This is a genomic window from Providencia lanzhouensis, assembly GCF_050469745.1.
Taxonomy (GTDB): domain Bacteria; phylum Pseudomonadota; class Gammaproteobacteria; order Enterobacterales; family Enterobacteriaceae; genus Providencia; species Providencia lanzhouensis.
Window position 1 is genome coordinate 2,326,206 of sequence record NZ_CP174123.1, and the last position, 24,503, is coordinate 2,350,708.

The 24,503-nt window shown below is 41.6% G+C and carries 31 protein-coding genes; 2 read left to right on the forward strand and 29 right to left on the reverse strand.

What is annotated here, in order from left to right; genetic code table 11:
- Positions 1-16: 16 nt before the first annotated feature.
- The 24 genes from ACIH2S_RS10990 to ACIH2S_RS11105 all read right to left on the reverse strand — a co-directional run bounded on the left by ACIH2S_RS10990 (position 17) and on the right by ACIH2S_RS11105 (position 19,986).
- Positions 17-1,030, reverse strand: coding sequence for a DUF6453 family protein (locus ACIH2S_RS10990; RefSeq protein WP_430247421.1), 1,014 nt, complete (start codon positions 1,028-1,030; stop codon positions 17-19).
- On the reverse strand, positions 1,027-3,936 hold the full coding sequence (locus ACIH2S_RS10995; RefSeq protein ID WP_430247423.1) for a phage tail tip protein J-related protein: 2,910 nt from the start codon (positions 3,934-3,936) through the stop codon (positions 1,027-1,029). Before ACIH2S_RS10995 ends, ACIH2S_RS10990 begins: the two co-directional genes overlap by 4 nt.
- Positions 3,937-4,335 (reverse strand): DUF6950 family protein, encoded by a 399-nt coding sequence (locus ACIH2S_RS11000; protein ID WP_154636884.1) that lies wholly within the window; start codon positions 4,333-4,335, stop codon positions 3,937-3,939.
- Between the two features lie 58 nt (positions 4,336-4,393).
- Positions 4,394-4,774, reverse strand: a complete 381-nt coding sequence (locus tag ACIH2S_RS11005) for a hypothetical protein (RefSeq protein WP_154599488.1) — start codon at positions 4,772-4,774, stop codon at positions 4,394-4,396.
- Positions 4,775-4,820: 46 nt separating this feature from the next.
- Positions 4,821-5,402, reverse strand: a complete 582-nt coding sequence (locus tag ACIH2S_RS11010) for a hypothetical protein (protein WP_154599487.1) — start codon at positions 5,400-5,402, stop codon at positions 4,821-4,823.
- Positions 5,402-5,995: a hypothetical protein gene (locus ACIH2S_RS11015; RefSeq protein ID WP_154599486.1), complete on the reverse strand. Its 594-nt coding sequence runs from the start codon at positions 5,993-5,995 to the stop codon at positions 5,402-5,404. Before ACIH2S_RS11015 ends, ACIH2S_RS11010 begins: the two co-directional genes overlap by 1 nt.
- A 2-nt stretch (positions 5,996-5,997) precedes the next feature.
- A complete protein-coding gene (locus ACIH2S_RS11020; protein WP_430247425.1) occupies positions 5,998-8,949 on the reverse strand; it encodes a phage tail tape measure protein in 2,952 nt (983 codons plus the stop codon).
- A 225-nt stretch (positions 8,950-9,174) separates the two neighbouring features.
- Complete coding sequence (locus ACIH2S_RS11025; protein WP_036975543.1) at positions 9,175-9,519, reverse strand: hypothetical protein; 345 nt, start codon at positions 9,517-9,519, stop codon at positions 9,175-9,177.
- On the reverse strand, positions 9,519-9,983 hold the full coding sequence (locus ACIH2S_RS11030) for a phage tail protein (RefSeq protein WP_265498827.1): 465 nt from the start codon (positions 9,981-9,983) through the stop codon (positions 9,519-9,521). The genes ACIH2S_RS11025 and ACIH2S_RS11030 overlap by 1 nt, the downstream gene beginning before the upstream one ends.
- Before the next feature lie 22 nt (positions 9,984-10,005).
- Positions 10,006-10,419, reverse strand: a complete 414-nt coding sequence (locus ACIH2S_RS11035; RefSeq protein ID WP_036975540.1) for an HK97-gp10 family putative phage morphogenesis protein — start codon at positions 10,417-10,419, stop codon at positions 10,006-10,008.
- Positions 10,416-10,805: a hypothetical protein gene (locus ACIH2S_RS11040; RefSeq protein ID WP_430247427.1), complete on the reverse strand. Its 390-nt coding sequence runs from the start codon at positions 10,803-10,805 to the stop codon at positions 10,416-10,418. Before ACIH2S_RS11040 ends, ACIH2S_RS11035 begins: the two co-directional genes overlap by 4 nt.
- Positions 10,792-11,118 (reverse strand): phage head closure protein, encoded by a 327-nt coding sequence (locus ACIH2S_RS11045; protein ID WP_430247429.1) that lies wholly within the window; start codon positions 11,116-11,118, stop codon positions 10,792-10,794. Before ACIH2S_RS11045 ends, ACIH2S_RS11040 begins: the two co-directional genes overlap by 14 nt.
- Before the next feature lie 8 nt (positions 11,119-11,126).
- The gene (locus tag ACIH2S_RS11050) at positions 11,127-11,429 is read right to left on the reverse strand and encodes a head-tail connector protein (protein ID WP_154636879.1); all 303 of its coding nucleotides are present in this window, start codon (positions 11,427-11,429) and stop codon (positions 11,127-11,129) included.
- 88 nt (positions 11,430-11,517) lie between these two features.
- Positions 11,518-12,738, reverse strand: coding sequence for a phage major capsid protein (locus tag ACIH2S_RS11055; RefSeq protein WP_323084569.1), 1,221 nt, complete (start codon positions 12,736-12,738; stop codon positions 11,518-11,520).
- A gap of 15 nt (positions 12,739-12,753) precedes the next feature.
- A complete protein-coding gene (locus ACIH2S_RS11060; RefSeq protein WP_132495195.1) occupies positions 12,754-13,359 on the reverse strand; it encodes an HK97 family phage prohead protease in 606 nt (201 codons plus the stop codon).
- Positions 13,349-14,581 carry a phage portal protein gene (locus ACIH2S_RS11065; RefSeq protein WP_430247431.1) on the reverse strand — a complete coding sequence of 411 codons (1,233 nt, stop codon included), beginning with the start codon at positions 14,579-14,581 and terminating at the stop codon, positions 13,349-13,351. The genes ACIH2S_RS11060 and ACIH2S_RS11065 overlap by 11 nt, the downstream gene beginning before the upstream one ends.
- On the reverse strand, positions 14,571-14,732 hold the full coding sequence (locus ACIH2S_RS11070; protein WP_006658957.1) for a hypothetical protein: 162 nt from the start codon (positions 14,730-14,732) through the stop codon (positions 14,571-14,573). Before ACIH2S_RS11070 ends, ACIH2S_RS11065 begins: the two co-directional genes overlap by 11 nt.
- The gene (locus ACIH2S_RS11075; RefSeq protein WP_430247432.1) at positions 14,729-16,459 is read right to left on the reverse strand and encodes a terminase large subunit; all 1,731 of its coding nucleotides are present in this window, start codon (positions 16,457-16,459) and stop codon (positions 14,729-14,731) included. Before ACIH2S_RS11075 ends, ACIH2S_RS11070 begins: the two co-directional genes overlap by 4 nt.
- Positions 16,460-16,462: 3 nt before the next feature.
- On the reverse strand, positions 16,463-16,936 hold the full coding sequence (locus ACIH2S_RS11080) for a phage terminase small subunit P27 family (protein ID WP_006658959.1): 474 nt from the start codon (positions 16,934-16,936) through the stop codon (positions 16,463-16,465).
- Positions 16,937-17,091: 155 nt separating this feature from the next.
- On the reverse strand, positions 17,092-17,445 hold the full coding sequence (locus ACIH2S_RS11085) for an HNH endonuclease (protein ID WP_430247434.1): 354 nt from the start codon (positions 17,443-17,445) through the stop codon (positions 17,092-17,094).
- 1,078 nt (positions 17,446-18,523) lie between these two features.
- Entirely contained in the window at positions 18,524-18,901 is a 378-nt protein-coding gene (locus tag ACIH2S_RS11090) for a hypothetical protein (protein ID WP_430247435.1), read from the reverse strand.
- A gap of 58 nt (positions 18,902-18,959) precedes the next feature.
- Positions 18,960-19,532, reverse strand: a complete 573-nt coding sequence (locus tag ACIH2S_RS11095) for a lysozyme (RefSeq protein ID WP_430247437.1) — start codon at positions 19,530-19,532, stop codon at positions 18,960-18,962.
- Positions 19,513-19,713 (reverse strand): phage holin family protein, encoded by a 201-nt coding sequence (locus ACIH2S_RS11100; protein ID WP_006658152.1) that lies wholly within the window; start codon positions 19,711-19,713, stop codon positions 19,513-19,515. Before ACIH2S_RS11100 ends, ACIH2S_RS11095 begins: the two co-directional genes overlap by 20 nt.
- 78 nt (positions 19,714-19,791) lie before the next feature.
- Positions 19,792-19,986 carry a hypothetical protein gene (locus tag ACIH2S_RS11105; protein WP_430247438.1) on the reverse strand — a complete coding sequence of 65 codons (195 nt, stop codon included), beginning with the start codon at positions 19,984-19,986 and terminating at the stop codon, positions 19,792-19,794.
- Between the two features lie 53 nt (positions 19,987-20,039).
- On the opposite strand from ACIH2S_RS11105, the gene ACIH2S_RS11110 reads away from it, so the two are divergent.
- Entirely contained in the window at positions 20,040-20,387 is a 348-nt protein-coding gene (locus ACIH2S_RS11110; RefSeq protein ID WP_430247440.1) for a hypothetical protein, read from the forward strand.
- A 108-nt stretch (positions 20,388-20,495) separates the two neighbouring features.
- Here ACIH2S_RS11110 and ACIH2S_RS11115 read toward each other — a convergent pair whose 3' ends face one another.
- Entirely contained in the window at positions 20,496-21,641 is a 1,146-nt protein-coding gene (locus ACIH2S_RS11115) for a hypothetical protein (protein WP_430247442.1), read from the reverse strand.
- Positions 21,642-21,831: 190 nt separating this feature from the next.
- Positions 21,832-21,936, reverse strand: a complete 105-nt coding sequence (locus tag ACIH2S_RS11120) for a phage holin (protein WP_430247443.1) — start codon at positions 21,934-21,936, stop codon at positions 21,832-21,834.
- A 166-nt stretch (positions 21,937-22,102) separates the two neighbouring features.
- On the opposite strand from ACIH2S_RS11120, the gene ACIH2S_RS11125 reads away from it, so the two are divergent.
- Positions 22,103-22,549, forward strand: coding sequence for an ECs1072 family phage-associated protein (locus tag ACIH2S_RS11125; protein ID WP_265511491.1), 447 nt, complete (start codon positions 22,103-22,105; stop codon positions 22,547-22,549).
- A 342-nt stretch (positions 22,550-22,891) separates the two neighbouring features.
- Here ACIH2S_RS11125 and ACIH2S_RS11130 read toward each other — a convergent pair whose 3' ends face one another.
- The 3 genes from ACIH2S_RS11130 to ACIH2S_RS11140 all read right to left on the reverse strand — a co-directional run bounded on the left by ACIH2S_RS11130 (position 22,892) and on the right by ACIH2S_RS11140 (position 24,496).
- Positions 22,892-23,488: a hypothetical protein gene (locus tag ACIH2S_RS11130; protein ID WP_430247445.1), complete on the reverse strand. Its 597-nt coding sequence runs from the start codon at positions 23,486-23,488 to the stop codon at positions 22,892-22,894.
- Positions 23,478-23,822, reverse strand: a complete 345-nt coding sequence (locus ACIH2S_RS11135) for a hypothetical protein (RefSeq protein WP_430247447.1) — start codon at positions 23,820-23,822, stop codon at positions 23,478-23,480. Before ACIH2S_RS11135 ends, ACIH2S_RS11130 begins: the two co-directional genes overlap by 11 nt.
- 122 nt (positions 23,823-23,944) lie before the next feature.
- A complete protein-coding gene (locus ACIH2S_RS11140) occupies positions 23,945-24,496 on the reverse strand; it encodes a DUF1133 family protein (protein ID WP_336432884.1) in 552 nt (183 codons plus the stop codon).
- Positions 24,497-24,503 lie beyond the last annotated feature (7 nt).

A 24,503-nucleotide genomic window follows, 5' to 3' on the forward strand; every position in this document is an offset into this window, starting at 1 on the left:
TCGTTGAATTGAGTATTTAGAAGTAGTCGTTTAGGTCTATGGCGTAGCTGCCGCCAAAGATGATCTCCTGATCATAAACATCCATTGATGACCCGGTATATTTTGGATAGCTGCCAATGGTCCATAGACGCGCGCCAATAAGCTTGTTTCCAGAAACTTTATAACCACCAGCAAAAACGTTGTATGAATTACTTTCCTCAACGACCCAAGCGCTTGGTGTGTCAAACGTGAACATGGGTACCGCAAATGAGCTCGTCGCTGAGTTTTTATTGAGTGTGAGTTGATGTCCGTTTTTAACGAATGGGACGTAATCAGAGCTGTACGTCACTTTACCAGCAGTGTTCCATATAGTTAGCCCATCTGCAGGCTGTAAATTGAGCCCGTATGAAAAAATCACAACGTAAACATCCCCTGCGCCAGAAGACCACACCTGCTTATTTGCCCTGTCATATCGTAAAACATGGCTTGATGATGCTGGGCGCATAAAGACACAGACTGAATCACGATTTGGGATGGTTGCAGGAATTGACCATTTTTGCCGATCCGTTAAGCGAATTTTTTCTCTAAATACACAGTACGACAAATCACTTTCTTGCGTTATTCCCCTAAAATTGTCGATTGCTCCATCAAGGCCATTAATAAACAGACCATAGGTATTTTTAGGCACATCTTTCAGGGTGCCAAATAACATAAAGTGAGTCTCACCGTCATTACCCGGCAACCACCCTCCTTCCCATGCTATTTGACTGTACTCGCACCTGAACGTATCGCCATCTACCCACCATCGACTAATCAAAGTCTTTGTCACTGCGCCATACGCCCAAAAGTGACACGTAGACATTGGCACAATTACAACGTCGTACTTTGACAGTCCGGGGATATTAAAGCTTTTCACTTTATTGTATTTATCACCAGACCACGGATCGACCATGATTTTTTTAATGAATGAAAGAGGGAATGTTCTATTAGTGATTTCAATCGGTTTACCGCCATCCTTGGGATTTACAAATAATCCGTAATCATCACTCATGCTGGACGCCTCCCCACTTTCACGGCCCATCTTCCATTTTCGTCATAGACTGTCATTCCGGTACCATCAACTAACACCCGACCTGCATCCCCAACAATTTTAAAATCCCCGCTGATGAGCAGTTTGTTAAACTCCGCATCGCCAGTTTTAGCATCGATATTAAAACCCACTTTGCCGGGAACGTAATTTGCTGACGTCATTTTGTCAGTTACAACCACGCTATTGAGCCACGCTTTATCTATGAACGTTTCTTTCATGAAAATCTGACCGTTCTTCATATACATAAACGTTTCGAACTCACCGTTTGAAGGATTAATAAACGCAAAGTTATTGGCCATAAATCCGATGTAAGTGCTGACTTTTCCTGCCTTCACTTCGGCACTAATAACCATCCCTGCTTTATAGAATGTTTTGTTGTACCAAACCCCAGCATTCACATCCCACGTTGCATAGCCTTCACCTTTTGCAGTAAATTCGGTTGTCGCTTTGGTGTTAACAATCGCCATCTGTTCATCAAGCTTTGACTGAACCTGCGTTTGTGATTCCGCAAACGACTTGTTTAATGACGCGATGGCCTGATCATTTTTAACAACGCCGGATTTCACTTCACCAATTGAGCTTTCTAATTCAGTGACAGATTTAGAAAATGCTTTGTCTAAATCAGCAATGGCTTGGTCATTCTTGATAACGCCTGCTTTAACGCCATTTATTGATGCATTAACTTCAACAATAGATTGAGCCCATGCCAAATTTGCATCCGCAAACACCCGGTCTAAGCGCTTAATTTGCGCCATTGACTGACCATGCTTAGTGAATAAATCTTGCTGGACTTCAAACGTTGCAGCGCCGTTGATTAGGTTGGACTCAGAAAGCCAATAAAGCTGATCTTCCAGCTTCTTACCAGCTTCGGTCGTCATAAACTGCCCGCCCATTTCTTCGATGATATCCGTAGGCAATGCATTGGCTTGCCCAACGGATTCAACAAATGGTGACTTTCCGTAACTATTGACCCTTCGAACATAAAACCAATAATCGGTACCCGCTTTTAAATTTTCTTTCGTCCAGAACTGTCCTTGCCCTAATCGATTGGATTTTGTTGTAACTTCCAAATCGTTAGTGTTAGCCAGTTTCTTGTCGCTGAACCAAAACTCAAATGTATAGCCGTGTTGTGCGGATTCACCAGCACGTGGAACGCACGTCAATGAGAACATCCCGCCAGTCACTTCAACACTGACAGGCTTAGGTGGGGCTTGAATATCAAAATCAATAATGGTAGGTGCAGACATGGCGCCAGCGACATTAATTGAACGAACTTCAGCGCGATAGGATCCGCGAACAAGTCCTGACAAATCGACCCTATCTTGCGGCACCTGAATTGATTGAACCACTTTTCCATCTTGTATAATGTTCACTGTATTGTAGCGAACATCTGCAGCAGCTGATTTCCAACTCAGATATCCCTGAACAATCTCGCCGATACTAACTGGCACAAATGCAAGGTTTAACGGTGGCGCCACGCCGCCCGTCGGCAATACAGTAAACGGTGGTCTAACAAATGGCTTGCCGATCACATCCTCATAAATATAAGCACCATCCTCCTCGAGGAGGATATCAACTCCTTCCTGCGGGTGAAATTTCCATTCAGCAATACGAAACTCAAGATTTTGAATGCCAATATGGGGAAGATTTAATAAAATCACTTCTCCTGGTCGGTATGCATAGCCATCCATGTTCATTTTAATTTGAACTCGGCGCCCAGCTCGCTTCTTACGTAAGTAGAGGTTGGCTAATCGGCTGGCTTGGTATGGGCTAGTGACAAAGCGATAATCCATGTTCTCTTTGATTTCTAACCCATCTTCATCAATCCATTCTTCGATAATGACAGGCTCAAAGTCAGTTTTGATATACACCTGTTCAGCATCAACAAACGTCCCGTAAATCGCATTAGTCGCATCACGTAAAGCCAGTTCCGGCGTGATGTTAACGGTATCAATGATTTGATTCGGTTCAATGCGTAATACTGCAGGACCATTGTAAGCCTGCATTAAAATCCCGTGCTTTCCAGCTACATAGGTCGGCTCCGCTGCAATGCATTTGTGCATGTGATCGAGTATCGATGCTGGAGATTCAGAAAGTTCATAGGCCCCATTAATTGTGTAGCGTGGTTCGGCAGCACCTTCAGGGCTAACGACTTGTTCGTCACACAGATCTGCAGCGACCTTGAATGATTCAAAATCAATATCAGCATCAGGCACACCAAGATAACTACGATAAAAATCGAGAACTACCAGTGCACCATTGTTGCTCCAGATTGTTTTATTTGTACGAGGGTCGAATAGCTGCTTACCCCAGACCTCTACTTTGACGTTCGGCACACCGTACGGGAATTTTTCAGCATCGTATCTCAGTGTTAATCGTAGCCATGCCAAGCCATCCCCGATCATGTCCTCTTTCCATGACGGTGCATTCTTTAGCATGTATGGATCACAATCAGTCCGGGAGTTATGAAACTCATAACCCGCTTTATCACCGAAAGTGCCAATCAGGTCATCATTCAACCAAATCCTACCGATGTGATCTAGTTTGTGAGCCGCTAGTGCCAGCGCCATGAATAGACGTTCATTTTCATCTTGCTCACCGCGCTCTTCTTCTGCGAAAAAAAGCAGCCCTGAACATACAGTTTTCCCCACAATTATCGTTTCTGGTGCAGTTGATGAACGCAACATCTGCTTGCGTTCAGACTGATCCCGATAATTCATCGAAGGCATCTTATCTTTGTAAATCATCGCACCTGCAGCTTGAGTAGCTATACCGGCAGCAATTAATGCATAACCAACGGGTCCTCCATAAATAGTACCCACCACCATTAGCGCTGCAGATGCAATATTGGTAACCGTCTTTCCCATTTACTCTACTCTCCACGCTTTGACTGGTTGATGATTAACTGGCATTGCTCCTGACTCGGTAACCGCCCAAACTTTATTTGCCCATATAACGCCAAGCGTCTTCCCATCATCGCCGTTAAACATGACGATATCGCCACGCATTGCTTGATTAACTGGAATTTCAAGAAAGTGATTTAAAAGCGCAGACTCAATATCACCGAACTCCGTTTTTAAAACACGCATTGCGCCGGTGCGAGTTTTATATCTTCCACGCACTTTTTCACAGGGATCAAAATCACAGAGCGCAATCACACAATCCGCAGCAAATAAGCAGCAATCGTGCTCACCCCATGAAAATGGCGTTTGTGTTGCTTTTTGTAAGGTTTCAGGGAGTCTGGTTGTCCAGTTAGGATGTCGCATTGCTGATCTCCGGGCATAAAAAAACCCGCCGAAGCGGGTCTGTTTTAAAGCTATTAGGCTAATAATTGCAGGTATGCTCAACCATACCTTTCGTTAGCAAATCACTTGCTATAGTTGTACTATTCTTGTGAATTTTTATATTTCCATTATCTATATAAACGAAAGTATAAAACCCTTTATTACCAGTGAATCCACCGAATGAATTTTTAGCGTTAACATACCCACAAACTTTCATAGATGACGATTTTCCATCATTTACCCTTTCTACAATCTTTAGCTTACTAAATTGTGCCGACTGAGGATCTAGAAGTACCTCAGAAACAGAAGCTTCTACAGCAGAATAGATTTTTTTATCGGTTACTTTAAAAGACATAACAGCAAAATAAATGATAACTAGGATAGCCAACGCGCCAAGTACATAGGTTATTTCTTTTTTCATAATTAAATCCAACAAGTTATTACTTTCGCATCAGAATAGATGATCCCTACTTATAAATAAATGTTGGCGCATCTTTTTTGCTACCCCAATAGATAGCACGCTCCGCCATTTGTGCAACATAACGAAAAATACGATCACCCGTGTGCCTCTTTGTCCATGATTCATCGGTGAATCTATCAGGCAAACCTTGTGACCATCGCTCAAAGCGGTTTGATACCGTCACGGCAACTTCGTTATTATTACCCGTAGTCACACCAATATTTGATATTTGACCAGCGAACACAATTTCAGCTACAGCGGGTTTCCCATCACCACCTAAAGCCACCAGCATTAAACTGACATTTCTACCACGACTTCGCTCATTCATAACATCGGCAATTAAAAGTGAGTCAAAACCAGAAAGTGACAAGATAAGTTGTTGTGGGCTTGTGGTGTTACTTTCCGAAACTGTTTCTATGCTCCCCAAAGAACCCACGCCTAAATAGACTTCCCCCGCAATAATCAAATTGCCAATCCCTGTATGGGCTCTTGTTACCCCTGACTTCAAATCAAGTTTTGCAGCAATGACTAATTCAGCCCCATCATTAATTGCTTTGACCATGCTGTTAGAAAATGGATGATAAAGCATTAGAATAACGCCTCCTCAAACGTAATTGTTACATTAGAAAAGACGCCCGGTCTGTATTGAAAATTACCCTGATCATTGCTGGTTAATTTAAAAACTCCAAATGGACGCACAGTTTCTAATTTATCATTGGCTGCTGGAGAAACCCTTAACATAGGTGAAATAGGGATAACTGCATTCCCTTCTTTGTCACTAATGACATTATCAGTGACCATTTTCAACTCATTACCAACCGTCAAATAATCGCCTTTACGCAATATAATTGAACTAGCTATCCATCCTTTAGTTTGTAATATTTTACCTGTTTGATTGGCGGTACTTATTCTTGCTTCACCTTTTCCAGTCAATCCTTGACGTAACCAATTGCTAATTTTTACTCGACCACTTTCACCATCAAGCGCCGCCATAAGAACCTCTAGATCGCGTGATAATTGCTCGGTAAGATTATTAAAGGTTAATGTACAGCGCCAACGGCTACCAGGAAAGCGCACTGTTTGCACGCTTCCGGTAAAAACAGACGCAAATGATTTACTATTGCTGATTAATTGCCAGTTCATTGTTGCTGGCACAACGGCTTCTGGCCACTCTAATACCATGATTACCTCTCAAGGGATCCTCGGATTTTTCCTCTCGTCATAAAATCACGCTGTATTTTAGCTAAAGCTTCATCTGAACCTTGCTTTGCCCCCATCTTTGCAGCTTCCTGCATTGCATCATAAAGAGCCTGATCACCATTGCCAGTAACGTGGAATGTTTGATGAATAATGATACTTGGCGCGGCTGATTGTGCATGCTCCAACCCTAGAACCCTAACGCCTAGCGAACCATCCCTTCCGCGAGTTAATGGCATAATTGCCTCTGGTCCAGCCTCCCCCATTAACCCCATCCCAGGAACGCCACCCTTAGCAAAAGGAAATAATGTCGGAGATTTCACAATACTATTACGATGGGCACTTAACCCAGGAGACTCATAAGTATTACCTTTGGCATTTGGTGTGGCTTTTAGTCCCATTGCATCACCAAAAGCGGTACCAGTAAAACCTGCTTTTAGAGCATTGAAAATCATCATCTGGAAGATCATCTTAGTGATTTCAGTCACAACTGATTGGGCAAAATCGGCAAAGTTTAATTTCCCTGTCGCCACGAAGTTAGCCAGCATACCTGACATGTCACTGAGGGCTGAATTACTAATAGATCGCATTTGGTCATAAACGTTTTCAGCTGTATTGCCAAAATCCTGTACGCCTCTAGCCATTCCTTTGTAAGCATCCTTCTGATCTCTAGATTTATCTTTCGACGATTGACGAACAATTTCTAACTGCTTTTGCTCTTCTTGAAGTAAAAATGCCGTTTGGTCAGCATAGAGTTGAGATTTCTTATCTGAAACTTCCTTGTCCAATTGATAGCGTCTTTGCCTGAAGTCATCTTGAATACGCTGCTCTTCAAGCATTAAATCATAAGCATTTTGACTCATCGTCATTTGCAAGATTTGATTTGTTGCATCTTGACTAATTTTTGACGTTTTTTGCATAACCTCAAAATTTTGGTCATCAAATTTCTTTCGCAACTCCTTAAATTTAATTTCTTTTTCTAACTCAGCGTTTTTTAGTAACTGTGTGCGGATCTCAACATGGTGTGATTGGATGCTTTTTTGTCGAGCATTTAAATGCTGCCCTTGCAATCCAATTAATTCTTGTTCAAAGGAAGCAAGCTTACGCTCTGATGCAGTAAGACCTTCAGTTTCTTCCAATTGAGCTCGTAGTGCGGCACCTTGTTGCAAAAGCTGTTCTATACGCTGCTTTCCTTCATCAACAATAGGGTTACCGCCTGTTTTCTTTGGCGCAGCAAATAACTTATCCAGTCCCTTTATGGCTTGCTGATATTCATTTGCGGAAATAGTGCCCTTATCCAGCATATCCTTGAATTGCTTTTGCCTTTCATAGCGTTCCTTTTGTTGATCAACGCCAGCTGAAAATGCAGCATTAAAATTAACCTGTAGCTTCAAGCTTTCTGTTAAATTTTTTTGTTGTTCAATTTGTTGTTTTTGCTGCTCTTCTTGTTCTTGCTTTAGCTTGTCTGTTAATAAATTCTTTGTTGCTACATACATACCAAGAAATGGGTCTTTACCACCCATATCTAGATTGCGGATTGTCATTTGCAATCCAGCATAAGCTTTATCTAGCTCCCTAATTCTAGTTTCGTGATTTTTTGCAAATGCATTAGTTTTTTCATGATATTCACTCTCAGCAGCTATTGCTGCTAATCTTGCTGCATTAGCTGCTTCATATTTTTTACCTTCCCTATCAAGTCTTGCTATTCTTTCTATCACTTGCGCATCAATGATATGCCCTGCATCGATTGCCTTTTGCAATCCCTCGACAGGGCGATCACCTAAAGCAACTAATCTGGATACTAGGTCATCGACACTACCACCTGACTTTTCCATCTGAACGCCAAGCTCTGAAACTTGGTGAAGCAAGTCACCAGAAAAACCCGCACTAGCTGCGGCAGCCACAGATTTATAAGCTTCTGCAGTTCCACCTAGCTCATTCGCTAGATTTCGTAGATCATAGGCGGTTGTTACAAGCCCTAACCCGCCTTTTTGCAAGGCTGCATTGAAAGCTTTTTGGCGATCTTCGGCTTGCTGATATTGAGAGTATAAATAAGTAAAGGCACCCGCTGACGCCATAATGCCAATACCGACAGCACCACCCATCATGCCCCATGCACTTTTAAACAAACTGGCACTATTCGCCGCTGCACGCTGTGAGAAGGTTAGTTCTTTGCTGGCATCGGATAATTGAACTGTAGCAGCTGCTAGATTTTTCTTACCATCAAGCTCGCTTTTATCAGCTAAAATAATGGCATTAGACGCGCTCTGCATTCGCTTCTTGGCATCGGCTTCGGCAATATTTGCCTCACTGATAATGCGTGCGTTTTTAGCATGATCCTCCGCGTAGCTGACTGAAATACCATTCTGCTTGTTCACTTCAACTTGTCGCTCTAAATACTCATCGAGCGCAAAAGCTTGCTCTCTGCGGGCAATGGCTTCGTCACGCATTTTTGCTGCAAGATTGATTTTTTCTTGGGCGCTTTTTCTATCCGCTTGAGCCCCTTCGATTTGAGCACGAGATAAATTAATAGCCTCTCTCGCGGCTTCTTGTGCGACTCGCTGCTGTTCTGCTAAAGAAAATTTAACACTGTTGACGTTCTCTAATGAGCGTTCCAGTGCAGGAATAAAACCACCAATTAAACTACTGGTCGCTACCGATGAACCCGCAGAAACACTGGTAAGTGCATTTCTTAGTTGAGCAAATCCAAGTTGTGAGTGTCTCGCCAATTGGCCAGAAGCAGATAAATCAGCACCCGCCTTTCTGGCACTGGCTGACACTTCTAATAATCTTTCCGCTGTGTTACCCGCATCTTTCGTTGCTGCTTGTGCGAATTTTTGGGATTCTTTTCGCGCAGAGTCATACGCATCAAAGACTTGTGATTTAAAAGAGGCTGCGTTGAGGTGTAACGCAACCGCTAAACTTGCAACGTCAGCCATTTAAGATCCTCATGACATCATTACACTGCTCTTCCACACTAGATGGAAGCGGTGTTTGGGTTATTGGAGAGTGTTCGCCTTGTTCCGGTTCCGGATCAGACTCATGAGAGAAAAAAGCCTGCCAGTGAGTGATAATATCCGCAGGCAATTGCGCTATTTTGCGTGGGTCTGGCTCACCCCATCTGTCAGCCAGTTGGAAAATCAACTTAAGATAGGGTGAGTTGGTTAGTTTTTTTTGGCTTCCTCAACCGAGCCATAACTGTATTTTTGTACGAATGCCATCGCAGAAAGTAGTGTTGGCGTATCGTGTACCGTCACTAATTCATCCGCTGTAGGTAACTCATCTTCAGGGATTGGATTACCTTTTTCATCGCAAATCGCTTTTAAAATCAACTTAGCACCAGCCTTACTAGCGTCTGAACTAAATCCGGTTTTTTGAGCTTCCTGAAGGTCATGCTCATATTCATCAAGCTCAGCAATTGTTAGCCGGCGAAGAAAGACTTTGGTACCTAAAATTGAATGTTCTTCAATGTGGGGTGTAGGTTTAAGAAGAGATGACTTCAGAGACATTATTCTGTACCTCCAGCAGTAGCAACACCCCATGTGATGTTATTTTGCTTACCCTTTACAGTAATTTGGATAACCTCATTCGCGGGCGCTTCAAGGCTATTCATTTCCCAGCCAGATAATGCCAAAATCATGGTTGCTGTACGTTTGTTTGGTAGCTCAAGGTAAAACTGCACGACTTCACGGGCATTCGCCGCGTTCAAAAATGCAGCAAAATCCGCATTCTCTGGATCGTCAATAAACCCAAGTGATTTTTCAGGTCCATCCGGTAAATCAGAGATTGATTGTTTGTTTTTATCCTTAAGCGTTGTGCAATCAACAAACCCACCAGTTAGCCCCGTTGCACCTGTTGTTTTACAGTTTTCCAGTGCTTTCATCTGTTCAACGGTATCACCCGGCTTACCAAATTTAACGATAGTGCCGGCAGGCAACATTGCATATTCAGGGGATGATTTTTTATCAGCCATATTGATAGCTCCAATAGTTTAATTAACGATATTTTTCGATGCTTGCACGTATTTCCGATGCAAGTGTGTTGAGAATAAATTGACGGTTATAATCCAACGCTGGTCGGATGAATGGATTCGGTATCTGTTTGACAGTGCCAAATTCTTGCGCCTTTGCTTTCATATAATGCGCTTTAGTAGGACCCACTCTTACTGTCATGACAGAGAGTGTTTTGTTGTCCTTCATTCGGCTTGTGGTGGTAATTTTGATGCTGTCTCTCATGTGCTCAGCTTCGCTTGTCGCATCATAACCAGCATGCTTTTTCATATCGTCTAACACGGGTGTCATTGCCTCTCGCCCAGCTTGCCTTAACACCTTTGTAGTAATTTCTTCTCCTAGTTTATTAAGTTCATACTCCAGGTCTTTTAATCCCTTCACTTCAACCGTCATTCTCATGTGGCGTCCTCTGGATAAGTAATAACAAAATCACGCATCACTCTGAAAATAACGCGCTTATCTGTCTGCTCCTCTCGTGATTGCATGAAGGCCCCGCGCTGAACGGTTTGTACTGGATATGATCCGATATGACCGTGCGTGATGTTTTCCCAAGCTTTAAGCACCAAGGCCTCTAGCTTCAACGCTTTGGCATAATCATTGGGGATCTGAAAGGTAATTTGAAAACGCGATTGAACAAGGGAGGTTTTAGCGAGCCCAGTAAGCACTTTAGGGTCGCTGATGCGCTGATAAATAACCCCTTCCAACACATCAGATGGCAGCCCTAACGGATATGCCTTTAATCCTGTTAGTCGCTCCAAATCGGCTTTAATGTCAGTTTCTATCATGCTGATTGTCAGCCTCCGTCGTTATGATTAGTCGGTCTGACTTGTTTCTATCAACAGCGCGAACCGTGAAGTTGCGATTTTGATAAGCGATGATCCACCCGATATTAACGTCGCTACGTGGTCGAATAGTGAATTGGTACGTTTCGATAACCTGCTGCTGATCGGCGGTGCGTATTTTCCGGTTAGACATCGCCTCCGCTTTTGCCCAAACATCTTTGACTTTCACCACGCTAGATTTAGGGACGCCGAACTCATCCCTCACTTCCTCGATACGCGATAACCAAATCCGCTTATTGAGTTCGCCCGCTTTCATATCACCCCCTAAATATTGATATAGCGATATGGTTCCAATAGCGCTTTAAATCCGGCAGACATACCCGTTGTTTCTCTATTTTCATAGAAATGACCCACCGCCAGCATAATGGCCAACTCAACATCCTCCGAGATCTGCAAACCATCTGGATCGGATTCAGGAATATCACCGTCATAAAGCGTTCTATTGATGTAGTTTTCTGCCCGCTTCTTAGCCGCAAGCATATACGTGATCAGCAAGTCATCTTCTGTTGCATTGTCATCGTCAATCCGACATTGCGCCTTTAACTTCTCCAATGTGGGTAATGGCATGTTTTCACCTTAATGCCTGCGACCATGACCAGATCGCAGGCACAAAAAAACCGCAATTAAGCGGCACTTGACTGGGGGAGATTAATAATTATTTTGTGGTGCCTTTACCGACCAGCGCCTTAATCGCTGAAGTATCTTCAAGGACACAATCGAAGCGGTGGAACGCCAAGAATGCTGTCTGGTCATATTCAGCATAACGCTCAACTAAACGCTTCAGTACCATGTAAGTAACTCGACGGACAATAAAACGATCAAAGTCACCGCAGAAGATGAATTTTTTACCCGCTTCCATTTTATCAATCGCCTGATCGACAACATACTGCTTTCCTAAGATGGTTTCTGGTGCAACCCCTGCAACGGATGGCAACCATAGCGGGCGCTTTTGCGCATCTTCCATTTCTTTTAGATTTTTCAATGTGTCATCATTGAACGCTAAGCGGAACTTAGGACCATTGCGGTACGCAGGATCAAGCGCATGTTCTAATGCATTAATGTCTTTCCAACCAAATACTGCCGAGGAATCAATTGTACTGGTGACTGACGCATCCAGCCCTTTTGGTTGTTGCGGTGTTCCAGCCCCTGTGCCTTTGACTAAATACTTCGCTTCACCGCGACCAATTCGCTGAGCAATACGGCCGCCTAAATAAGTTTCAATATTTACACCACTATCTTGAAGAAGCTCATTCGAAACACGAATAATTTTAGAAGAAAGCTTTTTCGCCCCTAAAACTGCAGTTCCAAACTCAACATCTTGCTCGCTAGCTGCAGTATTTTCGCCCAGTAACTCCCCCTCTTCTTCCGTACCATTTGATGTCGTCCATGGAATATCTTGGCCATTTGAGGTAGTTAAGATCTGAGCGACACTCGCAATACCACCGTACGCTTTCATCTGATCGATAATTTTATTCAACATTTGGGTTGGTACGGTATACCCACCTTTATCATCTGGCGATGTTCCTTGCGCACGCAACTCTTTTAGCGCCTGACGTTCTTCTGCAGTTAATTCACCAAAACCACTACGCACAAAACGGTCAAAGGCTAAATTTCGACGTTCAATTTTTGCCGCCTCTGGATCATTATCAGGGTTATTGCGATTTTCTTGCTCTTTATCGTCAACAAACTCCTGATCTAATGAGCGGAGTTGCTCTTCACGCTTGATTTGTTCATCCAATTTTTCAAATTCAGTGTGGGCTTTATTCCACTCCGAACGTTGCTCTTCCGTCATAATGCCCTCACCCACTTTTTCGTGGATAGCACGCATTTCTGTCGCGATGGTGTTACGTTTTTGCTTTAAATCATGAAGCTTCATAGTCATAGTATTACCTTATGCATTGAGTAAAGTTAAAATGCGCTCACGCGCTAATTTTTGATTAATCGCTTTTTGCAGATCACCGCCATTTCTGGCTTCCTTCCAAGCTTCCATTGAGCGAACTGCGGCACCTGCGTCTTGATAGGCTGGGTAAGTCACTGGACTCACATCGAATAAGCGTGAGAATTTATGAATTTCACGAATAATCACGCCTTCATCATCTTGATACCAATCTTCACCATCTCGGGCGACACGAAAAGCAAAAGAACTTTGGTTAATATCGCCACGCTGCATCGGTGCTAGCACTAAATCGCGGATAGTTTGGGTATCAGGTGCCGTGATGTCATAGACCAATCCACGCTCATTCACACTTAAAGACAGTGTTCCTGCCGCTGTTCTCCCAAGGATATAGTTAGGATCATGATTGAATAATCCGCGAACATCATCATTAAGCACGTCATCAAATGCCCCCGGCTTAATAATTTCTTTAAATCCATACATCAGCTCAGAACGAGAGTCGAAAACAGAGCCTAACCCGATAATATGGGTTGCTTGATTCTCATCTCTGGGTTCGGCTCTCACCTCTCCCATATAGCAGCGAGTTTCTTGATTACTGCTCATCATTATCTCCTTTGGGTTTTTCTGTTTGGCTTCCCACAGGCTGAGCAGCGTTAACGCTGACTAACATTTCGTCCAGCCCATCAACTGGGTTCATATCTTCAAAAGCACGCACTTCATTTCGGCTCATCCAACCATCCGTAATCGCAAAATGGTAAAATTCAGCGCGTTCTTTCGCCGTACCTCGTAATAAACCCGCCAAATTAAAGCGAACATAAAATCCCGCCTTTCGCTCTTGTCGCGTAAATAAACGTCGGTTTAATTCCTGCTCCCAATTCACCGCCCACGGCATGATTGAGTACCGAACAAATTGAATAGCTTGCTCTGAAATATTAGAGAAAGTGGCTTTTTCGAGGTCATTTATCATGTGTGCAGGAACGTTAAAGATCCCCGCAATCATAGAGCGGTTCAATTTCAGCATGTCAATTAGCTGAGCGTCGACAGGGGAAACTGTTAGTGCCTTGTAATCAAGCTCAGCGGGTAATAGCATTGTTTTATTTTCCTGACTACGTAATGCTGCCGATGCTTTTTGCCACATTTCCTTTAGCCTGTTCCAGCCGTCTGTTTTTAACTCCCCTTTAACAGAAACAATACCAGCAGGTCTTGCATTCCCGCCGAAAAATGAGCTCGTATACTTCTGTCCGCTCATTCCCATACCGATAGTTTCAGCATGCTGAACAATAGGACTAATACCCATGCGCTGGTTATTCCCCAGAGCGCGAATGTGGATCATGTCATCAGGACTGATAGCAAAATTGCCGAGCTCGTTGTAAACACCGTAGGTATAACGACCGCCTGTATTCAGTAGGGTTGTTTCCCACGGCATACACGCCTCAAGATTGGTCACTTCCCCTTTACGGTTTCGCACAACCTGTGTGTAGCCATTTCCCCAACCAAGCACATGCCGATGTTTCGTTTCTCGCCATTTATAACTAGTTTGCCATTCGTTAGGTTCATCATGAACGAGGTGAAATAAAGGATGGTCACGCGCAGTTTCAACTTTATTGCCAGATTTACGCATAACATGTAATGGCATTTGAGCAATAGATGAAGAAAGCACGTAAATACACGCATACACTGCGGCAAGCTTCATCGATGTTTCAGGACTAACATGTACGTCAGCAGTGAAAATTCCATCGGTATCAATAGAGTCTGAGGTAATGGGTACCGATGGGTTTTCAATGCTTGTCAGTCCATCACTACGAAATAACACGTTAAGAAGCACGTTTCCCCCTCATTGCTGCCACTAATGCATAAACCACCAGCACGGAACCGCCGATCATTAATGTATTGGGGAGCCCATAATTTAGATAACAGCCTGCCATCACCGCCCCAAAACCAACTAAGGCAGTGATATCGAGAAATAAATTTTTCATAGGAATAGTAAATCTTCGTCTGGGTTGAGTGAGGAAAGGAAATCACCATCAGAACCACCCCCCACCAATTGACGGCTTTTTGCAGTAAACATGGCAACTGGACCATCAATTTTGTTTTCGGGTGTGGATTTGTTGGGGAAGATATTTTCGTTTCTATCCGGTTTTACGGTGACGTTGGACAACATCCAAGCCATCATTGGATTGTGATCGTGATGAAACTTACCTGCATACACATCAGCTTGAACACTTTTCATGGCTTCAGACATGTTCTTAACTGTTTGAGCAACCTCAACTAATGGAACACCTTCTTCCGCTAGCCGGCGTGAAAACTGAACCGCACTCCATGGGTCAAACCCTAATTCACGTACATCATCACCCTCACACCATTTCAGGATGTCGTCTTTGATAATGTCATGATCAATCACTTCACCGTCAGTTAATTCCAAGTGACCTGCATCAGCCCATTTCCGGTAAAGCTCTGCGATGTGTTTCGGTGCGGTTTCAATACGATCCTCGGGTAACCAGAACTTGCATTTAATGTGCGTTTTACCCTGCCCGTCTTCATACATTTTTATCGCTGCAGCGACGTCAATTTTGCTAGCCAAGTCAACGCCAACCCAAACAGGATAATGCTGTAACTCAGCATCAGTGGCGTTAGCTGGAGCACTTTCCCATTTGCTCATGTCCATCCAGACGGATTCAGCATTCACCCACTTATTAAGGTGCTTAGTGAGAAAGTTAGGTCGAGCAGCAATTTGCTCTTTCGCCTTCTTGGCAAGACGTCGCATATCATCAAAACGCTTGCAGACACCAAGCCCAGGATTAGCTTTTATCCAAACGGATTCATCAAAATCATCGTCGCCCTCATCGAGGGTATAAATAATGGCAAAGAAAGTGTCATCATCAACAATACCCGTTAGAACTTTAATTGCGTAATCCCGTAACTCGTAACAGATTCCCTCTTTGTTAAAACCCGATGTTGTGATGGCAAATAAAAGCGACTGCAATCGCGCACCTGTTGCCGTTTCAAGAACATCCCACACATCGCGAGTTTTATGAGCGTGTAGCTCATCGACTATCCCACAATGAATATTCAAGCCATCGAGGTTATTTGCATCACTGGAAAGTGGTTCAAATTTAGACGCCGTTCGCTCTTGGTAAATAGCTAACTTGTTGTAATCAAATAAGCGACCTAGTGTTGCTTTTGCTTTTTTGACCATATTTTTGGCATCTTCAAACACAATACGTGCCTGATCGCGAGTCGTTGCGGCTGAATAAACCTCAGCACCACCTTCGCCATCAGCCCCGGTCATGTATAAACCGATGCCGCTGGAGAGCGTTGATTTTGCATTCTTACGAGCCACTTCATTAAATGCGGTTCGAAAACGACGAACAAAGATGGCATCACCATCATCATCAAGAACTTGTTCACCGGTTAATTCATCAATTAACGGGATCACGAACCCGAAAATATTAATCAAGATAAAGACATGCCACGGCATTAAATCAATCGGCTTTCCAGCCAATGCCCCTTTGACATGCGGGATAAAATTGTAAAAGTCGAGTATGTGCTGTGCGCGATCTTCAATGAAATAGATGTCACGCTCAGGACCATGCTCTAAATCATTTAAAAAACGCTGGCACGCTAAGCGCACCAATTCGCACGCAACAATTTCTCCAGCCACGACCTGCTCGGCGTACTGAATTCCATCTGCTACGGTTGCCATTCATCATTTGCGCTTTTTCAGAAATGCTTCTAGTGGATCTTCCTGCTCAGGACCTTTGACACTGACTTTTGTTCTTGCTGAAGGTGTCATGCCAAATTCACTGAGCATAGCTCGGATTCGCTTCCAAACATCGGCTTTCATTGCAGCCGCTGGATGTGCTTTCTTGATAATGTCGCCAGTCATTGACGTAGTGTTGTAGGTATAACCTTCAGTATCGAGCACCTCGCAGTGATGCCGGTACTCAACGTATGCCTCAACCAATAATTCCAGAGCTTTTGCATCGAGCGTGCTCATGACACCCAGTGCATCTAACTCTTCTCCCATTTTCTTGAACCAATACTTACCCCGCTTATCAAAATACTTTGGTGTTTGGGGTACCCCTGACGGCGGTTTTGGTTCTTGCTTATTAATGGGACGTTTTGATGGGTTACCCCTCACTAATTGCAGGTGTGACGGGGTTTTAGGTGGTCCAGCCATGATAGAAACCTCCTATTAATTAACGCTGGGGATCCCCATAAAAAAGTTTTCTAACCTGCGGCGATATCACAAAAGGTAAGGCGGCGGTACTTTAGGGCGAGAGTGGTAGGGATTTGACCCGCCCCTCCCCCTTGTGAGTTATCGCAATATAGCGATTATCCTCTGGTTCGTTCACTTGCCGTCTTGCTTCTATGGCACGACCAGCACAGCGATTGCAGATTGCTATCATCATCGGTACCACCATGCGCCTTAGGTTTGATGTGGTCCACTGTCTTTGCTTCAGTTGGTTTACCTGACATCAAACACTCTTGGCATAGATGTTTATCACGATGCAAAACGCGAGCACGTATCTTGTCCCACTTGGAGCCATAACCGCGCTCATGACGGCTCTTGCCTTGCTGGTGGTTTTCCCATCCTGTATTCATGTGCTCTTGACAATAACCACTACGGTCAGTGGTTGTTTTACTGCAGCCATGCTTGCGACAAGATCGAGGTATGCGAGGCGGCATAATTTTCTCCACAAATGAAAAAGCCACCAGTTAATAGCTGATGGCTATAAACCTTTACAAATATAAGGTAGCTATTGTCTAGGTAAGCGCGTACTGTTGCCGCGTTGAAGTATGCTTTAGCTTTGAAACCTAAACATGCATGACCTTTCAACAAAACCTAAAAACAATAAGTTATATTAAAGCCTACGACATTAAGACCCTCTTTAGACACGGGGTCTATTTTTTAAATCTACCCTTCCAGTTGTAAAACTCCATGTTCTTCAGAGCCTTAAGATCTCCATAAATAATTTCGTCACCATCACAGATAGTGATTACTTCATGGTGTATCACAACTGACCATCTTATTGTGTAAATTCATGTAGTGATTAATTTGCGCCTGTATCTTAATGAATCTCAGCACCTTTAATGCCATTAAAACTAATGCCCTCGAAATGAGTCATGCGGTCAAGTACCACTACGACACTTGAATTGTATCCGGGGCCATAAGGCGGAAAGCTGTAGGTTTTCACTATGCTGTTATCTCCGTATTAATTTTCAAATGTTGGAATAATTACACCAATAAAAAAGCCCCGCATTACGAGGCTCCGATTTGTAATATCTGCTTGAGAATACTACTTTTTTATTGTTGTAGCTTTTCGTGTTTAACGTATAGTGAAGCTCTATTCAAAAGCATTTATTCTCATTTATCCCCGATTTCTGGGGCATTTTTATTTATCAAAAACAAAAAGTCATCGGTGATTAGCTGATGGTTATGAACCTTTACAAATATAAGTTGGCTATTATTTAAACAATGGAGTACGTTGAATAGGCTCGCTTACCAAGCTAATACTAGCCGCGAGCATGTATGACACGTCTACTCAGACAAAACATAATAAGACTTAAACTATCCTATACATTCAGACCCTCATTAGACACGTGGGTCTATTTTTTAATTCTCTCAGCTTCAATTTCCTGTATTGCTTTAAGCTGTTCATTCGCTTTTTCTATCGTTCCCAGCAATAATCTGTTCCATAATACAGACGCTTTGAATGATAGGGTTTTACCGTCACTGTCAGGCGGCAATGGCGGTACCACAGAATTAGTCAATGTTGATGGAATTGGAACGCATTGCGCGCGCTCGTAACTCGTTTGTGTACTCGAACAAGCCATCAGTAACAAGCTGAGGCACAAGAGAATCACAAGAAGACTCTGCTTTGAGTATCGTTTTATATTCAATGATTTTCTCCTGCGCTTTCGCATCAGCTTGAATGCCGTTCCGGTATGCTGTTGTTGCTATCTGATTGAAGCGATTGAATTGAAATGACTGACGGGCAATGACTGCACTTTGTTTGATGTTATCTTGCTTTAACTTGTCGTTGTCACTCTTAACTGCAGTGTTGTTATCATAAAGCGTTAATGCCAACCAGCTAACAGCAACTAACATTAAAAAAAGCCAAAACGAGTTATCTATCTTCATAAGTTAACCTGCTTGGCTTTATTGTAATTGACCGCACTTTGACAGCGTTTTTCTAAACTTACCTTGTCAGTACCACCGCAGGTATTGTCTCTGAGTACGTATACGCCAGCTGCCAAACAGACGGGGATCCCGATAATGAAAGCGGATAAGCATAAGCAAACTCGCCAAGACATACAGCTTCTTCCACTTCGCGCCTTGTCATTAACCCTTTCCATTTCACGCCCCCGGCATAAATCCAACGTTTAAGTTCATTGCAAGCACCAATGTGATCACCTGCGTTGAGTTTTTTGAGTAACGTAGAACGCGAGAAAGCACCGGTTCCGACGTTATAAGTAAATGAATAAAGTGCCGCTCTGGTGTAATCAGGAATATTGACTTTAATTAGTGGATTTACCGCTTTAGCGACGATAGCTAAGTCTTTTTCTAATAGCGCTTTACACTCAGCTTTTGTATACGTTTTTGTGGGAATAATGTCAGAGCCTGTATGCCCATAACATACGGTAAGAACGCCAACTACATCGCGGTACGGTTTAGGCTCATACCCTTCAAACTCAGTAACCATTGCAACGGCTAATGTCATCAATCCGCCAGCTGCAGCGGCCATTTTTATTTTATTTGGTATCTTTGCCACTGTTAGCCTCTCTTAATTTGAATTCTTTCCGCTTGTAGTACCAATTCACCAAAAATGTGGCGACTGTACAGATGATCCCAATGAGCACCGCCCACTGGTCTAACGATAAAGCCCCAGCAGCAGTGGTGATAACTCCAAGAGCATAAGAAAAGGGGCTAGAGTATTTTTCGTGCATACGCATATCCACCCCCTGCGGAGTGTTCCGATGTTTAGTTAATAGAAAGCCACCAGCAATGGTAGCTATAGATTTGTTAGTGCTTTAGGTTGGTGATTTAGCTGATTGTTTTTGATTGGACCGTGTATCAACAAAGCTTACATGAGTTGGAATGATGGACCTGTCACCAATACTAGCCTCGAGGTTTCCATCTTTATCATAGCTAGCCATTCCTCCATTAAAGGTTAATGAGACGCCTGTATCTGATATATTGAACATCATAATATTTTTAAGATCCATGCTCCCTCCAAAGGAAACTGATATGAACAAACAGATGTTTATAAATAAGGTTAATGAAATTGGCTCGAAATTTGGGAGTTCCTGATGTTCTGTATAGCGCTCTAAAAATGATTAACTCAATAAAAAATAATTTAGCTCATGGAAGCGGACATAATTTAATTTCTGATGAGTCAATAGATAAACTCGTTAGTTTATTAAAGGGTTTTCAACTAGAAAACCCAGCTGATACATGGAAAATAGATGACCCGCTGCTCGTAAAAAGCAAGGATGGGTCAACGATCACTGAATACTCAATTTATGATGAAAACACGCCAAAGAGGTTAAAGTTATTCATATGCTTTGCGTTCTTAATGTCTAGGCTTGCTTTTTATCTAGGAATAGAAACTCTGATGCTAAACTAAAGCAGCTATAACACTCTTAAATTAAGTAGCCCCTAGGTGGCTTAAGCAAAGCCACCATAAAATGAAAAGACTACGCAATCTTTAACCCATTAAATATTCGACTATAATTTATTTATTACGTTTAGTAACTGATTCTATCAATGATGCTAATTGCTCAAGCCCATCAAATGTTGATGGTATATTATTTTCATTAGGTTGAATATTTGAAAAAATAATATTTTCAAATTTTTCCAATGCTTCTCTATTATCTTTGTTTTTCGAAAAATCGGAGTAATTATCAACAAACATGCACAAATTCATTCTAAGCTTTATCTGCGTCAACTCCGCTTTAATCGAATTATAGTTTTGAAGTGAAACTCTAAAAAAATATAAAATAATAATGGTTAGTGCTGAAAAAGCAAAGTAATGAATCAAATTAACGTCTGTTATTTTCTCAGAGGTTTCAGTGTATAATTTGATTCCTATTGGTAAAGTTGTTCCAATGGCCAGCATGAAAAGAATAGTTAAAGACACCCATCTTTCTCTGTTTTTGGATTTATAAAAATCGCTATAAGCTTTAGTTAACCCCGCAAAATTATAATCAGAAACAATTCCATCCAGATATTTTTTTAGAGCAGTTATGTGCTTTTCTTTTTCCTCAAGATACTCATTAGTTTCCTTTACTTTAATATTGTATAATTCAGTAAATGCTTGTTTTTCACCATTAATAACGTCAACAACCTCATCCATGTCACTTTTGATTTTTAAAACACTATCCATTATTAACTTAATTTCAGTTGTTTTATTAACCCTCTCATTTAACTCCGAAAGAATGACGCGGATATAATAATCATGAGCTTGGTTAAATATAAAGTTTAGCTGTGCTTTAACTGTCCCACCCCAAAAATCAAAAGTTGATTCATATTTTTTAGGGTCTAATATTAGTGTAGACAGCTTGCTGTAATGGTATCCATTTGGAACTCTTACATTATATTCAACTAGGTACCTAATCATTACTGAGTAAGCAAATAAAATATCTTCATCTGATGAGTATTGAATGGCATGCTTAACCTTCCCATTAATAGCACATTCTTCATCTAGACTTAAATATATCTGAGTCACAAACTCAAATGTGTTTTTTATGCATTCAAAAAAAGCACGGGAAAAATTATTTTTGATATCTTTATGAAATAATCTAGTGAATGTATCATCATCACTCAAAATATTAATGATTTTATATATATTAGATATATTAGATTCTAAATGACCACTCATGTTGCCAACCATATCCCTTTATATTACTCAATGAAATGCAAGCGATAATACAAAAAAAACCATAGGATAGCGAGCTTTCATTGTATAAGTTAGGTGACAACGTATTTACTCTTATCACATTGGCTCCTAAATTTCGTAAAAAAGTAAGTAAGCATACCGAACAGCAGACTCCCTAGCATACTAATCGTTGTCAATAGTTACGATAAAAAACATCTAATAACTGCTTTAACCAGTAAAACGTTGAACCTGTCGAAGTAGCATAGGAGGTTTCAGTCGTTAATTTATACATACGCATATACCCCCCCTACGGAGTGCCCGATATTTAGTTAATAGAAAGCCACCAGCAATAGCAGCTAGGTTTAGATTAATGAATTTAATCAGTATTTGAGATAAGTTAGAGGTTCAGCCCTGTGTGACTTACCGAAGGGATGGCTGATTAACTTTCGGACAAAGGTAAATAAATGAGTAGCTACTCTGACCTATTTCAGATGATTAAAATACGAGTGTGTAGAAATAACAAAGAGCCAGATACATTGTTGCAGCAAGCAAACAATTACCGTGCAAATCAAATTTGGCACCGTATTGAGCAAATATTTATTTTAGAGTGCCTGCTGGTTGAGTATAGAAATGAGAATGGCTCTCTCTATTCGCCGCTGGAGAATGAAAAAGCATTACATCACATGATTTTAAATAAGACGCATTGGACTCTTAATGAAATAAGAAATCTGTCTTTTAATGATTGCATGTTGGTGATTTCAGAGTATTTACGAAAAGAAAAAATACATCCAGATGCTCAAAAATTTTTAGATGGTATGAGGTTACCAACTAAAGCTTATCCTCTTGATGATTTTTCAGAAATGGATTGGGCTCCCAAGGAAGATTCAGTTTTCCTTCAAAGGGAAAATTAAATATAGCTGCGAGTTCATTCTCGATGCTTTCAAGCTGCTCAAGTAGAGTGGCTTTTTCTTTTTGAAGCTTATTATATCGGCCAACAAACAAACTCTGCTGTAGCAACCAATCTTCTAGCTCTAAGCTATTTAGATCATCGTTGACAAAGTAAAGCTTTTCATTTTTATCACTCATAACTACCTCTCTTAAATAGAAAAGGCCACGCAATGCGCAGCCTTTAGAATACCTTTATAAAAACTGTCATTATAAAAATAAATCCAGAGTATTTGAGATAAAGTTTTCCAAAAAGAACATACATCTATTTTTGGGTGGTCAAACAGGCCATGACATTCAAAAAAATGTTACTTGTTATCCTCGATGCTTTTATTTAATAGCGCTCCCTCTGCCATTATTTCATCTATTTTTTTATCATTATCTCTAACTAGAAATTCAGATTTTAATCCTGTTATAGCTATATTGTTAATATCATTAACTTGCTGATTTATATTATTCGTGATTTCACGTGCCTTTTGCAGTGACTCTTGGTCAGTGCAAATGCTGCCATTTTTAGCAACAACCCCATCCGGATAAGGTAATTCTTCTCTGGCATGAACTGTTTGGATTAAATTAATTAAGCATTGAGTTGCCTGTTTAGAATTAAGAGACCTAGAATCAGTTGATATCTGCACAGTATCTTTATCTTTAAAAACAGTTGTTGGTATGCTTTTATCCAAATCGATTGACTTTTGCGATACAAACCATCCAGCGATAGAGACAGCGACTAAAATTAGCCCTGCAAAGAAAGGCAAAAGCCCTATTAACTTACTGTGCCAAAGAAAAAATACCCCCAAGGATGTAAGAAAAAAAGATAGTAATAATAGCGATATTAAAAAAATCTGACTCTTCGCAGGGTTCAATAATAACTTAGCTTTTAAATGGCTCTTTAAGTTAGGCTCCATTACTTTTACCTGTAATTGTAATGGTTCCATCAGTATTTTTTATTGGTGCAAAGAATGGGATGTTATCATACATGGCTTGATTTCTTGAATTAAAGAGCTTTATAACCTTTAAAACTTCATCAGAATAATAAGTTAGCGTAGCACCATCAATAAAACAATCAATAAGCTCAAACCTCGTTGTTGTTATCGTGAGGTGGCAAAAATCAAACCTACATCCAATGAATCTGTAGCCATCTAAATGTAGACTTTTTTGGTTATACCACAATCCATTGACATTAATTAGATCGTCTACTGGAACGATACTCCCCAGCGCAGAGTTGTTATTGAATTCCATTCAAGCACCTTTAATTAAAAAGCCCCGCTATTGCGAGGCCTTAAATTCGTTTACTGCCTTGCGTATATAGCTTCGCGCAGCATATACGAAAACTATAACTTTATCGGTAAAATAGTCAAGGCTTATTCACTATAATGATACTTATGGTCGAATTCATCGCACATTGGGTGATAAAGCATAAACTCAGCAACACTTAACCACGCCTTAACTCTGTCCTGATATGTACGAAGACAGTAACGCTCTTCTTTATCACAAAGCTCCAGCGCAATTTCATGCTGAGATTTTTTATAAACATAATGCTCTTTTAGAATATTCAATAAACCAGCATCAGCATTCATGACCTCGCAAATGACTTTATCCATTTTGCCACCTTCAGCATCCGAGCAGAACCACATGCTACTTAGCGTTTTTTTATCCTTAAACTCTTCTAAGAACATCAATAGCGTGTCTTTGGATAACCCTGAAGTGCGCATTCTTTTCATTGCGTCTCTTAACGCTTTTTTGGTGATTGCTGGCTCTTCTAATAACTGATTAAACATTCCTGCTGCACTAGGAACCTTGCTAAATGCTGCCCATCTTCCCCACATTTTTAAACGACCACGGATCCACACGCTTTCCAGTGTACGTAATTTTAAATGTTCTTCGCCTTTACCTGTTGTTAATGGATAAATCACTTAATAC

Excerpts from the sequence above, each read along its gene's own strand:
- ACIH2S_RS11120 (WP_430247443.1), bottom strand. The coding sequence starts at position 21,936 with ATGCGTATGTATAAATTAACGACTGAAACCTCCTATGCTACTTCGACA.
- ACIH2S_RS10995 (WP_430247423.1), bottom strand. The coding sequence starts at position 3,936 with ATGGGAAAGACGGTTACCAATATTGCATCTGCAGCGCTAATGGTGGTG.
- ACIH2S_RS11085 (WP_430247434.1), bottom strand. The coding sequence starts at position 17,445 with ATGCCGCCTCGCATACCTCGATCTTGTCGCAAGCATGGCTGCAGTAAA.
- ACIH2S_RS11020 (WP_430247425.1), bottom strand. The coding sequence starts at position 8,949 with ATGGCTGACGTTGCAAGTTTAGCGGTTGCGTTACACCTCAACGCAGCC.
- ACIH2S_RS11130 (WP_430247445.1), bottom strand. The coding sequence starts at position 23,488 with ATGGAGCCTAACTTAAAGAGCCATTTAAAAGCTAAGTTATTATTGAAC.
- ACIH2S_RS11025 (WP_036975543.1), bottom strand. The coding sequence starts at position 9,519 with ATGTCTCTGAAGTCATCTCTTCTTAAACCTACACCCCACATTGAAGAA.
- ACIH2S_RS11030 (WP_265498827.1), bottom strand. The coding sequence starts at position 9,983 with ATGGCTGATAAAAAATCATCCCCTGAATATGCAATGTTGCCTGCCGGC.
- ACIH2S_RS11010 (WP_154599487.1), bottom strand. The coding sequence starts at position 5,402 with ATGCTTTATCATCCATTTTCTAACAGCATGGTCAAAGCAATTAATGAT.
- ACIH2S_RS11135 (WP_430247447.1), bottom strand. The coding sequence starts at position 23,822 with ATGGAATTCAATAACAACTCTGCGCTGGGGAGTATCGTTCCAGTAGAC.
- ACIH2S_RS11110 (WP_430247440.1), top strand. The coding sequence starts at position 20,040 with ATGAAATTGGCTCGAAATTTGGGAGTTCCTGATGTTCTGTATAGCGCT.
- ACIH2S_RS10990 (WP_430247421.1), bottom strand. The coding sequence starts at position 1,030 with ATGAGTGATGATTACGGATTATTTGTAAATCCCAAGGATGGCGGTAAA.
- ACIH2S_RS11070 (WP_006658957.1), bottom strand. The coding sequence starts at position 14,732 with ATGAAAAATTTATTTCTCGATATCACTGCCTTAGTTGGTTTTGGGGCG.
- ACIH2S_RS11040 (WP_430247427.1), bottom strand. The coding sequence starts at position 10,805 with ATGATAGAAACTGACATTAAAGCCGATTTGGAGCGACTAACAGGATTA.
- ACIH2S_RS11005 (WP_154599488.1), bottom strand. The coding sequence starts at position 4,774 with ATGAAAAAAGAAATAACCTATGTACTTGGCGCGTTGGCTATCCTAGTT.
- ACIH2S_RS11075 (WP_430247432.1), bottom strand. The coding sequence starts at position 16,459 with ATGGCAACCGTAGCAGATGGAATTCAGTACGCCGAGCAGGTCGTGGCT.
- ACIH2S_RS11100 (WP_006658152.1), bottom strand. The coding sequence starts at position 19,713 with ATGCGTATGCACGAAAAATACTCTAGCCCCTTTTCTTATGCTCTTGGA.
- ACIH2S_RS11080 (WP_006658959.1), bottom strand. The coding sequence starts at position 16,936 with ATGGCTGGACCACCTAAAACCCCGTCACACCTGCAATTAGTGAGGGGT.
- ACIH2S_RS11000 (WP_154636884.1), bottom strand. The coding sequence starts at position 4,335 with ATGCGACATCCTAACTGGACAACCAGACTCCCTGAAACCTTACAAAAA.
- ACIH2S_RS11055 (WP_323084569.1), bottom strand. The coding sequence starts at position 12,738 with ATGAAGCTTCATGATTTAAAGCAAAAACGTAACACCATCGCGACAGAA.
- ACIH2S_RS11060 (WP_132495195.1), bottom strand. The coding sequence starts at position 13,359 with ATGAGCAGTAATCAAGAAACTCGCTGCTATATGGGAGAGGTGAGAGCC.
- ACIH2S_RS11090 (WP_430247435.1), bottom strand. The coding sequence starts at position 18,901 with ATGAAGATAGATAACTCGTTTTGGCTTTTTTTAATGTTAGTTGCTGTT.
- ACIH2S_RS11045 (WP_430247429.1), bottom strand. The coding sequence starts at position 11,118 with ATGAAAGCGGGCGAACTCAATAAGCGGATTTGGTTATCGCGTATCGAG.
- ACIH2S_RS11050 (WP_154636879.1), bottom strand. The coding sequence starts at position 11,429 with ATGCCATTACCCACATTGGAGAAGTTAAAGGCGCAATGTCGGATTGAC.
- ACIH2S_RS11125 (WP_265511491.1), top strand. The coding sequence starts at position 22,103 with ATGAGTAGCTACTCTGACCTATTTCAGATGATTAAAATACGAGTGTGT.
- ACIH2S_RS11035 (WP_036975540.1), bottom strand. The coding sequence starts at position 10,419 with ATGAGAATGACGGTTGAAGTGAAGGGATTAAAAGACCTGGAGTATGAA.
- ACIH2S_RS11115 (WP_430247442.1), bottom strand. The coding sequence starts at position 21,641 with ATGAGTGGTCATTTAGAATCTAATATATCTAATATATATAAAATCATT.
- ACIH2S_RS11015 (WP_154599486.1), bottom strand. The coding sequence starts at position 5,995 with ATGGTATTAGAGTGGCCAGAAGCCGTTGTGCCAGCAACAATGAACTGG.
- ACIH2S_RS11105 (WP_430247438.1), bottom strand. The coding sequence starts at position 19,986 with ATGGATCTTAAAAATATTATGATGTTCAATATATCAGATACAGGCGTC.